Annotated in this window: 11 protein-coding genes; all 11 read left to right on the plus strand. The window is 41.0% G+C overall.

The genetic code is table 11. From position 1 onward, the window contains the following. Positions 1-2: 2 nt before the first annotated feature. The 11 genes from ACKPCE_RS10320 (at position 3) to ACKPCE_RS10370 (ending at position 14,261) form a co-directional block, all read left to right on the plus strand. The gene (locus ACKPCE_RS10320) at positions 3-545 is read left to right on the plus strand and encodes a hypothetical protein (protein WP_319505110.1); all 543 of its coding nucleotides are present in this window, start codon (positions 3-5) and stop codon (positions 543-545) included. 76 nt (positions 546-621) lie between these two features. Beyond that, positions 622-1,035: a hypothetical protein gene (locus ACKPCE_RS10325; protein ID WP_319505111.1), complete on the plus strand. Its 414-nt coding sequence runs from the start codon at positions 622-624 to the stop codon at positions 1,033-1,035. A 35-nt stretch (positions 1,036-1,070) separates the two neighbouring features. Next, positions 1,071-1,229 carry a hypothetical protein gene (locus ACKPCE_RS10330; RefSeq protein WP_319505112.1) on the plus strand — a complete coding sequence of 53 codons (159 nt, stop codon included), beginning with the start codon at positions 1,071-1,073 and terminating at the stop codon, positions 1,227-1,229. Between the two features lie 2 nt (positions 1,230-1,231). After that, positions 1,232-6,127 carry a tape measure protein gene (locus tag ACKPCE_RS10335; protein WP_319505113.1) on the plus strand — a complete coding sequence of 1,632 codons (4,896 nt, stop codon included), beginning with the start codon at positions 1,232-1,234 and terminating at the stop codon, positions 6,125-6,127. Between the two features lie 2 nt (positions 6,128-6,129). Next, complete coding sequence (locus ACKPCE_RS10340) at positions 6,130-6,546, plus strand: hypothetical protein (protein WP_319505114.1); 417 nt, start codon at positions 6,130-6,132, stop codon at positions 6,544-6,546. 83 nt (positions 6,547-6,629) lie between these two features. After that, complete coding sequence (locus ACKPCE_RS10345; RefSeq protein ID WP_319505115.1) at positions 6,630-12,122, plus strand: hypothetical protein; 5,493 nt, start codon at positions 6,630-6,632, stop codon at positions 12,120-12,122. A 10-nt stretch (positions 12,123-12,132) separates the two neighbouring features. Next, positions 12,133-12,405 (plus strand): hypothetical protein, encoded by a 273-nt coding sequence (locus tag ACKPCE_RS10350; RefSeq protein WP_319505116.1) that lies wholly within the window; start codon positions 12,133-12,135, stop codon positions 12,403-12,405. Between the two features lie 6 nt (positions 12,406-12,411). Then, positions 12,412-12,705, plus strand: a complete 294-nt coding sequence (locus ACKPCE_RS10355) for a hypothetical protein (protein ID WP_319505117.1) — start codon at positions 12,412-12,414, stop codon at positions 12,703-12,705. Between the two features lie 13 nt (positions 12,706-12,718). Continuing rightward, positions 12,719-13,198 (plus strand): phage holin family protein, encoded by a 480-nt coding sequence (locus tag ACKPCE_RS10360; protein WP_319505118.1) that lies wholly within the window; start codon positions 12,719-12,721, stop codon positions 13,196-13,198. Further along, entirely contained in the window at positions 13,195-13,593 is a 399-nt protein-coding gene (locus tag ACKPCE_RS10365; protein WP_319505119.1) for a structural protein P5, read from the plus strand. The genes ACKPCE_RS10360 and ACKPCE_RS10365 overlap by 4 nt, the downstream gene beginning before the upstream one ends. Beyond that, the gene (locus ACKPCE_RS10370) at positions 13,590-14,261 is read left to right on the plus strand and encodes a hypothetical protein (RefSeq protein WP_319505120.1); all 672 of its coding nucleotides are present in this window, start codon (positions 13,590-13,592) and stop codon (positions 14,259-14,261) included. The genes ACKPCE_RS10365 and ACKPCE_RS10370 overlap by 4 nt, the downstream gene beginning before the upstream one ends. Positions 14,262-14,313: the final 52 nt, after the last annotated feature.

The following is a 14,313-nucleotide window of genomic DNA, read 5'->3' on the forward strand; positions in this document are numbered from 1 at the left end:
TTATGAGTAAGAAGTTTATCGGAATTAAAAGGATATGGTATGCTAATCCTATAACAAGTATTGCTGGAGCTTCATTATCCGGCACCGAAATTAAGGCTTTATTAGCTAAAGAAACTACTAAAGAGGTGAAGAATTCCCATCAAGATACATGGGGATATACGGAAGACGATCCATCTGTTACGAATTATGTGAATGAGTTGACAGGCCATATCTATTATAAAGATATAACCCAAGCAGGAGCCGTGTCTATTGCTTTCACTCTTGGCGAATATGAATATACCGACAAGGCAGCCTTGCAAGGTGGTACGGCTACTGCAACAGGTTGGGACAGGGGAGACGTGCAGAATATCAACAAATGTATCATCGCCCAAACCAAGACCGGAAACTACATTGTGTTTCCGAATGCCTCAATTGTGGGCAAAGGGAACTTTGTAGAGAAGAATATCGGTTTAGGAGTAACAGCCGTTGCAATGGAAACTGGTGTTGCCAATTTAGCTGCCGAGGTATGGAGAGATCAAGCTGAAGTAGAAGCCGTAGAGGGGTAATATAAGGTAGAAAGGTTGTATAACGTAAAGGGTGGAGTGGGTGATGCCACCCCATCCTTTTTTAATTTAAAATCGTATGAATGAAGCTGCAAAATTAGTATCGGATAGCCTGACAGGCGAGTTTGTAACCATAAAGGTTAATGATAATATCTATACTGTATATCCTCCTTCTGTCAAGGTCCTATGTCGGGCTATATCTGAATTTTCAAAGATAGGTATGGATGGCGAATACAACAAAGTTACTGTATTGGCAGAAGTTCCTCAAAATAGCCCTCACATAATAAAAGGTCTTTCATGTATGATTGTGGGAGATGTTAAGAATTGGAGGTGGAAAGCTCATAAAGTGGGAAAACGGTTAGTAACGCTAAATATGTCAGAGCTTAATAAACTGAAAAATGAAGTCCTTTCTCTTGCCGGAGGGGATGATTTTTTCTCCATTGCCGCTTCTCTGAAATCAATGTCAAAGATAGCGGCAAAACCCAAGTTATAGGAAATGACACGCTTCTAGGTCAAATAGCCTCCTTTATGGAGAATCTTCATTTAACCTACAAAGAAGTCTTTGAACTTATCCCTTATAGAAACTTAATTATCATGCAGAAAGATAAACTTCATACTGTGAGTGGTGAGGTGATGGAAGAAGTGTCAGAAGATGAGTATTTCAAGAATAAATCAAAAAGTAGATAGATATGCCTAGTCTTTATTTCAGAATAGAAAGTGATTACGAAAAAGTAATAAGGCTTAGAGAGGAAATCTCTAGGCTGGAGAGTCAGATGAAGTCGATGGATGCCAATAAAGCGCCTGCGGCTGTGGCAACGTTAAACAGACAGATTAACGAGGCTCAATCACAACTCAAGGGAATGGTCAGCGAGGCTGCAAAAACGGCTGTAATGATGGATGGAGATTTTAAAAGTAAGATATATAAAGGCTCTCAAGCCGTTAATGATTTCACGCAAAAGATAATCAGCCAGAAAGCAGTAGTTAAGAATGTAGAGGCTGATGTAAGACGGCTTACTGATGCATATCGTTCCGTCCGTATGAATCCTTTGAAGGGGAACAATGCGCTAGGTGAACTAAACGCAGCTAAACGAGTACTCAACGAAGAGAGAGCGGCTCTATTCGACCTTACTCAGCAACAAGCTAATGCTAGATTGTCTGTAAGGAAACTAAAAGATGAATACGCATTATACAATACAGAAATAAAGGATAGCACATCCTCTACATTCTCACTAGGAAAAACATTGGGCATTATCGGTGGGGTAACAGCTCTTAAACAACTAGGCTCAAAAATACTAGATGTTCGCAGTCAGTTCCGTTCTGCAGAAGTATCACTAGAGACAATGGTAGGCGAAGAGCAAGCTAAAAAACTCTTATCTAAGAATAAACAGTATGCCAAAATATCTCCTTTGGAGTTCATGGATATACAATCCTCAACCGAGATGATGATAGGCTTTAATATTGAAGCTGAGAAGGTGCCTAGATATATAGAGGCTATCGGGGATATATCAAGGGGGAATAGCCAAAAATTCCAGTCTCTTTCTTTGGCCTTTAGTCAGATGTCGGCAGCGGGTAAGCTCATGGGGCAGGATCTAAATCAGATGATTAATGCCGGTTTCAACCCGCTACAATTTATAGCAGAGAAGACGGGCAAAACAATTGCACAACTCAAAGACGAGATGTCAAAAGGTGCTATTTCCGCAGAGATGGTACAACAAGCGTTTATTGATGCAACAAGCGCAGGAGGGAAGTTCTATGGCATGTCACAGAAGCAAAGTGAAGAGGTTGCCGGACAGATGTCTATCCTTTCAGATACAATCTCAAACAAATTGAATGAGATTGGAGAAAGCAATGAAGGTCTTATAAAAACAGGAATCAAGGGAGCTACTGCTCTGGTAGATAATTATGAAGAAATAGGCAAAGCTATAACTATCCTGATAACAACTTATGGCACGTATAAAACTGCTCTGGTGTTGAGTTCCTTATTGGAAGAGGGAGGTAGTAAGGCATTATGGGGTAAGATAGCAGCTACGAAGGCAGCTACAGTCGCACAGGCCACTTACAACAAGGTTTTATTAATGAATCCTTATGTGGCTGTTACGGCTGGCGTAGTGGCTCTAGGAATAGCTTTATATACATTGAGCGATTCCACAAGCGCACAAGAGAAGGAATACAAAAAACTGATAGACAGACAAGAAGAATATGATAAATATTTAGAGAATGAGAAAAAAAGGATAGATGATTTGCTATCCGTCTTACAGGATGAATTGGCTACTAGGGAGGCCAAACTTGAAGCGTTTAAAGAACTTCAAAAATTATCTCCATCTATCTTTGGCACATATAAGACAGAGAAACAGCTTGTAGACAACCTGACAGAAGCAAGGAAAAAAGAAAACGAGCAACTTCTTATAAGGCAAAAAATGATGACGTCTTATAATCAGATTAATGACATTAACAATTTGAAAAACCTTAAACGGTTACAAGAATTGGAGCGTGTTGGCGAAGCTGGCAGAACAAGACAAGGTTCTCAAGCTGAGTACCAATCGCTGTATCAACAATTCAATATAAAGCGAGATAAAGGGTTTCTGGAAACAGACGCAGATGTGATAAAGGGTAAAATCAATGCCATTTCATCCATAATTGGAGCGGAACAGGACAATATGCGCAAGTCTCAACAAATAGCGTTTACTCTGTCACTAGATAACATGACTAAAGAGTCAGCAAAGGCCTATCTAAAAATGTACGAAGGGTATCGGATAATATTAAGAAATTCAGGTAAGGAATGGCTTCAGATACAAGGTGAAGAGGCACCATTAACAGATAAAATATTAGTAAATAGGATCCAATCTCTTAATGATAAAATTATAAATATTGAAGAAAAATCAGCCAAAGATTATATCAATGAAGCTAAGTCTGCATGGGATAAGGCCAAAAAAAATGTAGAGGATATAAAAGCATCCGCTAAAACATATACATCGGCAGATCAGTATGAGAAAGAGCTTAAAAAGGCAGATGATGCAGAAAAGGCAGCAAAAGAGCGGTATGAAAAACTAGGCGGCAGTACTACTAAGAAAGAGACTGAATCCGAGAAACTAAGAAAAGAGACCGAAAAGTATAATATTCTCCTTACTAAGCAAGCCTTAGATGAAAAACGAAGAGCCGAAGACTTACAAATGTCGGTTGATGAAGCTCGTATTAAAGCAATGGATGAAGGCAGTGCAAAAGTCATTGCTCAAATGGAGTACAACTTCGAGAAAGAGATGCAGACCATTGACAGAGACAAAGAAGATGCTCTGAGAAAGAAGATAGATGATGCGCGCTCTGCTTTTGAAGCCAATCCTAAGAATAAAGGCAAAGTGTTTTCTTCATCTGGTATTTCGTTATCTGATGAAGAGAATGAGATGTACGACAGCCGTTATAAGTCAGCCATATTGAGTTTTGAAAAAGAGCAGGTTGCATTCAATCAGAAGTCCAGGGACTCATGGAATAACTACCTCAAAGAATGGGGTACAGTGATGGAGAAAAGGAAAGCTATCACTGAATCTTATTCTGATAAAATTGCTAAAGCGGAAACAGAGGGGGAAAAGGAATCTCTTAAAAAGCAGATGCAAGAAGAACTGTCTAATATAGACCTTAGCGAGTTGAAGCAGTCTATCAATTGGGAGGCTATATTCGGGAACTTATCTACTTTAACCAAAAAGCAACTTCAAGATGTAAAGAAGCAATTGGTTGCTTTTAAAAACAGTCCTGAATTCAAAAAAAATGAATCTCCAGAAAATGTGAAGATCATAGAAGAGGCTATTAATAACCTTAATACGGCTATTGCCGACAAAGGCGGTTTGTTTGGTGGAATTGAATCCTCATTAATGGAATACAAGAGGGCTGTAGACAATGTTACAGATGCGCAAAACAAGCTAGAGGAAGCTCTAAAGTCTGGCGATAATGCAGCAATTGAAAAGGCTAAAAAAGATCTTCAAAACGCCCAAAACTCGAAAGTTAACGCACAGAGTAATGTAACTAAATCCCAAAACAAAGCGATTGACAACATTACTGCTGTTACTAATGCAATAACACAGTTGGGAGAAGCCGATGTATCATTAACTAGTTTCGGTAACACAGTCGGGACGCTTGTAGATGCGCTAAGTGAATCAGGCAGTCAGGTAGGCGGAATCATTTCTGCTCTTATCGCTGTTATGGATCAGATAGGCCAAAAAGGATTGGGTAATTTCGTAGGGGATATATTTGACGCTAGTTGGCACTCAACAGGTGGAATTATAGATACCGTCGGAGAAATATTCGGAATAAAAGGAGCCGGAGGATTCTTCAAAGGCGCGGACTATTCCGGCTATAACGAGATGGTTGCTCAATATGATAGGTTGAACGATATATGGGATGAGCTTATTGATAGCAAGAAAGAGTATATCGAAATGTCATACGGTGAAGAAGCTGTAAAGGCGAGCAAAGAAGCCGAGTCCTTAATCAATAAAAGCATTGAAAGCTATCGTACTCTAGGTGTCGAAAGACTTAATTCAGGGGCTAGTACAGGTTCTCATAGTATCGGTATAAGGCAAAGGAAAAGAATGTCTTCATCTGATTGGGAAGAAGCACAAAAAGCATTAGGCTCTGCTTACGATAAAGCTACTGAGGGGAGAATGGTAGGGCTCTTCGGTTTATCAGTAGAACAACTGGAGAAACTAAAGTCAGAAGCTCCCACATTCTGGGCTAAACTAGATGATGATGTACGTGGGTATCTGAATAGTATTATTGAAGGTCAGGAACGTATTGAAGAGATACAGGAAACACTTAAAGAGTCCGTTACAGGTGTTTCTTTTGATTCCTTTTTTGATGGAATACTGGATTCACTGTACGATGTTGAAACTACATACAAAGATATAGCCGATGATATGTCGGACTACATGAGAAAATCTCTTATCAAGGCGTTTGTCGTTGAAAACTACAAAGATGATATAAGGAAGTGGTACGATATGTGGGCTAAGTCGCTTGAAGACGGTACAATTTCCTCAGATGAACAAAAAGCCCTTGATGATTTAAAGAGTAGTATTATAATCGGTGCCGTAGAATCAGCCAAACTGATAAACGATCAATTCGATACAGCTGCTTCATCTCAAGAAGCCACATCTAAAGGTTTCAACACGATGGATCAGGATACAGGAAATGAACTCAACGGCCGTTTTGCTGCTTTGCAGATTTCAGGTGAAGAAAGTAAAACTCAACTAGTACAACAAACGGTTTTACTTGCTTCTATTAATGAGAAAATGTCTCTACTCGATTACATGAAAGGTGAAGCAATTTTGTCTACTCCAAGTGTTCCTGATATTGCAGATCAGAACAGAGCTGTTATCTCAAATAGTTATCAGCCACAGATAAACATCAACTTTCCTACTGATAAGATAGATTCGTTAGCGTCTGATGTTTTTGCAATGAGAGGAATAATTGACGAGATGCGTACTTTGCAAGTTGAGCATATTCCGGATATTGCAGGTAATATTTCAAGAGTAGTGAGAAACTCACCTAAAATAAACGATAAATTAGACAATATAAATGATAACATTAAAAAAGCATTATAGTTATGAGAGGAGATCTAATAATAAATGGTAAAGATGCTTTCGATACATGGGGCGTTAATATGGGTGAAGGTTTTGTGAATAATATATTGACGCCTCCACCTGTAAAAGATTATATAGAGAATAAAAGCAGATTGGAAGATGGAAAGAGGGTTCTTCTGAATAATAAAAAATATGATGAAAGGGAATTCAACTTGATCTTTACAATAAGTGGTTCAAGTCCAAGTGATTACATATTAAAATTCAAAGCTTTCATGTCTGAAATGTCTTCTGGCTTGGTATCTATTAATATTCCCTCTATCGGAAATGAGATTTACCGCGTTTACTATAAGAATTCCACATCGTTTGCTTTTAGTCTTGATCATACTTTTTCTAAGATAGTCATGAAAGTTTGTGAACCCAATTCGGCAAACAGAGAATAAATAACGCACCTTTTCTACATTGTTCGCTTTGGAAGTCCATAGAAATTGGGCTTCCTTTTTTTATCTCCGAACTTTGGTGTGTTATGGTAGACATTAAAGACATACAAGGTAATATAATTCTTTCCACTCCAATAAATGAGGGTTCAAAGAGAAAGTTCACGCTGCAAAAAGAAGATTATGTAACGTTGAAATTCTCGTTGGATGATCCGATCTATTTTAAACTAGGCTATTGGGTTGATACAGACTTCGGGTTGTTTGAACTCGTAGATTTGTATAAGCCAAATTATAATCAGTCAACGGCAGCTTATGATTACGAGCTGAGACTAGACGCGTATTACTGGAAGTGGAAGAATAAGAAACTAAAATATTCCCCTGAAAACGCAGCTAAAGAGACTTCATTCAGTTTAACCGCAACACTGGATGTACATGCCGGGATAGTATTACGCAACCTGTCCGCACTCGGATATAAGTACAGAGGGGTAAACTTTACTTTCTCTATTGACTCCACGGTGGAGAACAAACCGTTTTTAATGACTTATGACAACATCAACATACTGGACGCCTGTTTCCAAATGGCGAATAGTGCAGGCTGTGAATGTTGGGTGACGGATAACATTATTCATTTCGGGAGATGTGAATTCGGGGATCCGGTAGATTTCGAGTTAGGTGTCAATGTTGATACCATGAAGAGGTCTGACAGTCAGACGGAATACTCTACAAGGATAATTGCGTTCGGTTCTACCAGAAATATCCCTACTAACTACAGGCCGACTGATGATAGTATGATTGTCGCAGGTGTAGTGCAGAAAAGGCTTATGCTTCCCGTTGGTACTTCTTATGTGGATGCTTACGAGAACATGGCAGAGGAAGAAGCGGTAGAAGATGTTGTAGTATTCGATGATATTTATCCCAGACGCGTAGGCACCATGTCGGGTGTTACAACTAAACAGTACACCGATAAGACAGAGAACGAAGACGGAACAACCACAAGTGAGGTTTGGAATGCATACCGGTTCAAAGACAGTATCAACTTCTCAAAAGACTATGTAATATCAGGGCAAGACCTGAAAATCAAATTTGAATCAGGACTTCTTAACGGTCTGGAATTCGGGGTAACATTCAACCCTGACGGTAAGCCCGAAAAGAAAGATAACGCTTGGAATCCTGAAGCACAGATTTGGGAGATAGTGAGAAACTCAGATTATGGAGTCAATCTTCCCAATGATACCCTGAAACCTGCAAACGGTGATACGTTTGTGTTGAGCGGTTTTGATACTGCATTCGTTTCTGACCAATACCTACCTGCTGCCGAACAGGAGCTTAAAGAAAGAACAGAGGCTTATGTCGCAAAGACAAAGATAGATCCGTCCACATACGACAATAAGATGATGTCAGGGGGCACTTTGTATGAAGCTGGCGATAGAGTGAATCTTATCAATCCTGGCTATTTTGAGAATGGACGCTTATCAAGGATTATAGGTTTTGAGTATAACCTTGATATTCCAACCGACAGCCCGATATATACAGTTGGCGAAACAGCTGCTTATTCCAGAATTGGGGATATTGAAGAGAAGCTGGAAACTATAACCTATAAAAGTCAGACGTATACAGGATCAGGGGGAAGCGGAATTTATATTATACGCACCAATGATTCCACTATAGCATCTAATAACAATGTGATGTCAGCTTTACGAACGATTAATGAAATATTGCAGCGTTCAATAAGCAAAACTAATCCCGATACAGCTGCTAAGGTTATTACTTTTATTGAGGGTCTGATCTCGCAGGGACTCATTGAGGCAAAAGGAGGTATTAGGCTACCTTCCGGAGCGGCTTTATACTCTGCTTATGTAGATGGTACTTTGGCCTTTGCGATGGACGAAAACGGCTTTGTAATCTATGAGAGGGGTACAGCAAACAAATGGAGTGTTATAACTCATGCGGGTGCCGAATTTCAGAATCTTGTAATCAAGTTCCTCGCTCAAATAACCGACCTAGAGGTGTTGAATAAGGCTACTACGCTTGATTTGGTAGTGCAAGCACTTGCTAAGACTTATAACCTGACTGTAGATAATACGGCCGATATTATGCACGGGATCATTCGGGAGTACTTAACTTCCGAATCCTTTGTTTCCGGTTTTCTAGGTTCAGGTTTCAAAATATGGAAGGATGCAAACGGAGATTGGTGCGGTGAGTTTGATAAACTGACTGTTCGTAAGATATTTACCATCTTCGAACTGGTAGTACAGAAAGTGGTACATCAGGGCGGTATGGTAATCCGTTCCGCTGCTGGTGGAAAGCTAGTCAAGGTTACAGATGGTGGGAGTTATTGGAAGTGTGAGCATGATTCTACCGATGATTTTCTTCTTGATGATCAGGTGTTATGCCAGACATTCACGGGTACCAGCATAAAACGTTATTGGCGCAAGGTTACTTCTGCCGGAGCGGGTTATTTCAATCTCTCTAAAACAGATTGTGAAGTCGGAAGTGCAACCCCTGAAGTTGGGGACAATGTGGCTGTATTAGGTAATCGTACTAATACGGATAGGCAGAGTGCACAGATTGATTGTGCTGTAGGTGTCAATGCTCCATATCGTGATGATTACGCAGGGATTAACTCGTATTCGCTAGAAGGCAAGTTGGTATGTCGTTCAGGAAATTGTGCAGGTATTGTAGATGATGTATTCGGTGCATTGGATGAAACGATAAACTTCTATGGAAAAGGTGTACGTTTAAGAGGTTCATTTGCTTTGGAATCTTCCGGCAAATTAGTCGAAGATGCTATATCGGATGCTCAATCTGAATCGAATGCTTATACCGATGGTAAGATTACCACGGTAGAGACAAACTTTGAGATTCGTGAGGGGCAAATCAGTACAAAAGTGCAGGCGGCTACCACGGCAGCCACACAAGCATCCGGATACGCAGCGTCCGCTTCAGGTTCCGCTTCTACGGCTAGTACTAAGGCAAGCGAAGCGGCTGGCTCGGCTTCTACAGCTACAACCAAAGCCACAGCAGCTTCAAATTCTGCCAATGCAGCCGCCGGAAGTGCTACAGCCGCACAAGATGCAGCGGATGATGCAGCCACAATCTTATCGCAGGTTAGTACTAAAGAGAGTAGTATCAATCAGACAGCGAGTTATATCACCTTGCAAGTAAAAGATGTAACGACTAAGGTTGCTACTGTCACAAGTAAAGCCAGCGAAGCCGCTACCTCAGCCAGCAATGCCAAAACGAGCGAAACAAATGCCTCGGGTTCGGCATCTACAGCATCAAGCAAGGCTTCGGCCGCTGCTACTTCTGCAACAAACGCAGCGAATAGCGCCACAGCTGCTGCCGGATCAGCGACCACCGCTGCCAATATATTAACGGAGGTAACTGAGAAGAAGTCAAGCATTGATCAGACGGCTGATAGTATAACGTTGAAGGTTAGTGAAGTCAATACTAAAACAGCACAGGCGGTTACTAGTGCAACAAATGCTGCAAATTCGGCTACGACCGCATCAACAGCGGCAGGGACTGCAACAACAAAGGCTACAGAGGCCGCTAACAGCGCTTCAACGGCTACTACAAAAGCTACTGCTGCTTCCGGTTCTGCCAGCGCAGCAGCAACTTCGGCGACAAATGCTGCAACATCGGCCGCTAATGCCGCTAATATCCTGACCTCCGTTACTACAAAACAGAGTGAGATAAACCAAACGGCTGGTAATATCACTTTGCAGGTTACTGAGGTGACAACGAAAACAGTTCAGGCCACAAATGCGGCTGAATTGGCTATGGCTATGAGCAAGGGTAAGATGCTATATCGTGATCCGACATTTGTATCGGGTTTAAATGGTATCTACGTCTATAACAATACCGGCAATGGTACGGTTACTCATGCTCGTGTATCTGGTATATCCGGCAATCCAAACGGTTCAGGCTATTGCCTTAAAGTTACTACTACGGGAGCAGCAAGCCCCGGTTGGGGAGGTTTCTATTTTGGTACTCCCACGAAAGCAAATCAAGTGCTTGTCGTTCGGTTTGTCGCAAATATACCATCGGGGTGTAGCATTGAGTTCGCATCTAATGCTACAGGTGACGGAGGTTCAAGATATTGGCTGACTAATCACATCGGTACAGGCAAATGGGAGGAGTACGCATTTAAAGTAATATGTGGTTCTACGGGCTCATTCTCATCTACAAATTTCTTCTATCTGTCCGGCGGTTCGACTCCCACCGCATCAGCTCCTCTGATATGGCATGTTTGTTATGCTACCGTGTTTGATGTGACGGATGTGGATGATGTACCTACACGTACAGAGGCTTCCAACGATGCTCAGACAAAAGCCAATGCAGCGGAGAGTAACGCGAAGAGTTATGCCAATAGCACTTTTACGACTAAAACGGAGTTTAGTTCGCAATTGTCAGTCCTCAATAATTCTATATCTTCAAAGGTTTCACAGACTGATTTTAATTCGTTGAATACCCGTGTTTCTTCTGCAGAGCAAAAGATAACGTCTGATGCCATCATTTTAACGGTATCATCTACCATTACAACGGCAAAAAATGAGGCGATTAATGCAGCGGCTACCGATGCCACTACGAAGGCAAACAACGCAAAATCGGGGGCTGTATCAGAGATTGTATCTAGTTTTAATATAACATCGGGCGGCATAACGATAGGCTCTAAAACAATAGCTCTTACCGGGTTAGTTACTTTTTCGTCTTTAGCAAGCGATGCACAGACTAAAATAAATACGGCTCAATCGACAGCTACTAGTGCGTTGGATAGTGCTAATGCGGCCGGAGGTGGGCTAACCACATTAAGGAATTCACTTGGGAGTCTTGCTTACGATAGTCTGGTAGAAAAGGCAAAGCTTGGCACTACAATCATAGAAGGTGGATATATCAAAACTACTCTTCTGGAAGCCGATAAGATTTTAACGCCAGATCTGCTTGCCACTAAGATAGCGGCAACGGATATAACCACTGGGCGATTAACCGTTACTACAGGTGCTAAAGTCGCAGGGTTTAAAGTTTCGGGCAACTCCCTAACGAATGAAGGCTTTAATAACGATGCGTACATCATCATGCGTAATGATACTCAGGGGACTTTTGTCGGTATCGGGGGAAACGTGGCTAATCGTATATCTGAATTTGCCACAACGGCCAGAATCGAGAATGACAGAAAAGACAGTCCTACGGGCAATGTTATCGCTCTAAAACTGTCAGCTTCTGGTTGTCGATCTCCGTATTCAAACATTGCTCTTCAAGTTGTATCTGGATTTATTTCAGGGTTTAGATTAAATGTTCGTACAGTCTCATCCTCTCAGACGTTGACCGTGATGGATAATATTATCATATCTGTATCGAATAGTGACATAACGCTCACTCTTCCGCCCGTACCGGAACTCGGTCAAATGTATTTCATAAGAAAGAATGGCGGTGGACGTATATGGATAAGTGGAAGCTATATAATTAACGATGGAGACTGGTATAGTGAAAAGTCTACAAGTGTACAATTGAATCGAGGTGGTCTGGGAATACTTGTGTATAACGGCTATTACTGGACTTGGAACAATATGAATGGATAAATTAATGATTATGAAATTTGACTTTAGAAAAATTGCAGTAAAAGACATCGAGGGGAAGGAAAGTAACCTTGATATTAGTAAAGAGTTAGGCAATACGATCTACAAAAACACCCCTGATTTGGGAGAGTTGGAGTTCGCACAGGAACTCTATAAAAAAGGAGAAGTAGAAGTTGACGAGCCGAAAGCGGAAATCATACGAAAGTATCTTGAAATCGGTCAGTTTTTTGCATTTGTGAAAAAGGCTGTGAATGACAAATTAGATTCAATTAACCCTAAAAAATAAAAGATCATGTTTACAGAAGAATCAAGAAGTATCACAGTAACCGGCTCAGCCGAAAGCGGCGGGTTTGTCTACAAAGTGAATTACAGCACTGATGGCGATAAGCTGTTAAGACTGCACTGTAATGTCTATAAGAAAGCGAGTGAGACGGAGCCTGAACAATATGTTGGACTCATGTTTAATGAGTCAGGCAACAAGCAGTTTTCGTTTCCTCAAGATATCGATGTTGCGCCTCATGTTACTGTCTTTGAGACAGTGCTTGCAGAGGTGAAAGCGGGATTGACAAGTGAAGTAACCAAATAATAAACTGAAGAAAATGAAAGGATTAGATTCTATTATAATAGCACTATGGGTTATACTGGCATTCTATGTGAGTGACCTGCTGCTTATTTTCAGCGACCTCTGGAGTGGACTTCGTAAAGCAAAACAGCGGGGAGAAATGAAAAGCTCCTATGGGCTAAAGAAAACGGTAGATAAGATAGCCAGATATTTCAATATGCTTTTTGCTATTACGATTATTGACTGCATACAGATGGCAGTAATTTACATTCTGGATAATTACTATGGTTACGGAATACCGATGTTACCAGTGCTTACCGCATTAGGCTCAATATTCATCGGTGTTATTGAGGTTAAATCCATATACGAAAAAGCAGAGGATAAGATTAAGATTGAGTACGAGCAGGCTGCTAAATTAGTGGCTGAATTCGCAAAAGCAAAGTCTGATCCGGCCGAGATCGCTAAAGCAGTGGTAGAGTTTATTAATAAGGATAATGTAAAGGAGGAAGTAAAATGACAGCAAGAGGACTAAGAAATAACAATCCGGGCAATATCCGGATAACGAAAGATAAATGGCAGGGGTTAAGAGAGAAGCAGACAGATAAGTCTTTCTTCCAGTTTACCAGTATGCCATACGGTTATAGGGCGCTAATTCGGACGCTACAGAATTACCGCAATAAATGGGGGTGCAAAACGATAGCTGACTTCATCAAACGTTGGGCACCTGAAAATGAGAATAATACATCTGGTTATGTCACCCGTGTGTGTAGAGAAATGCAAGTTCCGTCTACCTATGTGCCTGATGTTCACGATAAGGTTACTATGTGTGCTTTTGCAGCTGCAATTAGTCAGGTTGAAAATGGAGTGCCGGCTGTGATGGAAGATGTTAGAAAAGGTTGGGAATTGTTATGATAGCGTGGATAATATATACAGTAATAGCACTCGTTGTAGTGCTATACTGCTTGAAAGCAAAAACGATCGGGCATGTTCCCGATTTCCGCAAGCCATTCTCTTTGGCACTGTTAGGGGTTTATACGACCATCATGCTTGTATGCTGTTCGTGTCGAAGCTCTAATCCTGTAGTGCAGACAGATACGCAGATTGAAGGCACTGAAAACACAAAGGAAGTAAAGGTTAGTAGCGATAGCACTAGCCTAACGGTTTCGCGTGATGTGAAATGGATGAAAGAGTGGATGAATAACTTCTCCTTTGATTTCAGTAAGCTCGAAACAAACTGGTCCGCTCCTGACTCTACCGGTAAACAGTATCCTACATCGACATCTGAAACAACTGGTAAAGCGTCTTCTCAATCAAAGGGTACTGAGCAATTCAATGATAATTCAGTGTTGCAGTACCAACGAATTACGCACGCTATAGATAGTTTAAGAAAGCGTGTTGAGATGCTTATTAAGCAAGATCAATCACCTGTGCCTGTTGAGAAGAAGCTGAATTGGTGGCAAACTACTTTGATTTGGACTGGTGGTATTGCTTGGATTGCAGACATTATCTATCTTTTTGTTTGGATGAATAAGCGGACTAACTGGATGAGTCGTTTGTTAGGCTTAATAAAGAAACTGTAGTATGGTAGAAAGTGCTACGGACATTAACAAATGTAACAAGTCTCGCTGAAAG

It is taken from the genome of Bacteroides graminisolvens, from assembly GCF_963666085.1.
In the GTDB taxonomy this organism is placed as follows: domain Bacteria; phylum Bacteroidota; class Bacteroidia; order Bacteroidales; family Bacteroidaceae; genus Bacteroides; species Bacteroides graminisolvens.

Excerpts from the sequence above, each read along its gene's own strand:
- ACKPCE_RS10360 (WP_319505118.1), top strand. The coding sequence starts at position 12,719 with ATGAAAGGATTAGATTCTATTATAATAGCACTATGGGTTATACTGGCA.
- ACKPCE_RS10340 (WP_319505114.1), top strand. The coding sequence starts at position 6,130 with ATGAGAGGAGATCTAATAATAAATGGTAAAGATGCTTTCGATACATGG.
- ACKPCE_RS10345 (WP_319505115.1), top strand. The coding sequence starts at position 6,630 with ATGGTAGACATTAAAGACATACAAGGTAATATAATTCTTTCCACTCCA.
- ACKPCE_RS10325 (WP_319505111.1), top strand. The coding sequence starts at position 622 with ATGAATGAAGCTGCAAAATTAGTATCGGATAGCCTGACAGGCGAGTTT.
- ACKPCE_RS10370 (WP_319505120.1), top strand. The coding sequence starts at position 13,590 with ATGATAGCGTGGATAATATATACAGTAATAGCACTCGTTGTAGTGCTA.
- ACKPCE_RS10350 (WP_319505116.1), top strand. The coding sequence starts at position 12,133 with ATGAAATTTGACTTTAGAAAAATTGCAGTAAAAGACATCGAGGGGAAG.
- ACKPCE_RS10320 (WP_319505110.1), top strand. The coding sequence starts at position 3 with ATGAGTAAGAAGTTTATCGGAATTAAAAGGATATGGTATGCTAATCCT.
- ACKPCE_RS10365 (WP_319505119.1), top strand. The coding sequence starts at position 13,195 with ATGACAGCAAGAGGACTAAGAAATAACAATCCGGGCAATATCCGGATA.
- ACKPCE_RS10355 (WP_319505117.1), top strand. The coding sequence starts at position 12,412 with ATGTTTACAGAAGAATCAAGAAGTATCACAGTAACCGGCTCAGCCGAA.
- ACKPCE_RS10330 (WP_319505112.1), top strand. The coding sequence starts at position 1,071 with ATGGAGAATCTTCATTTAACCTACAAAGAAGTCTTTGAACTTATCCCT.
- ACKPCE_RS10335 (WP_319505113.1), top strand. The coding sequence starts at position 1,232 with ATGCCTAGTCTTTATTTCAGAATAGAAAGTGATTACGAAAAAGTAATA.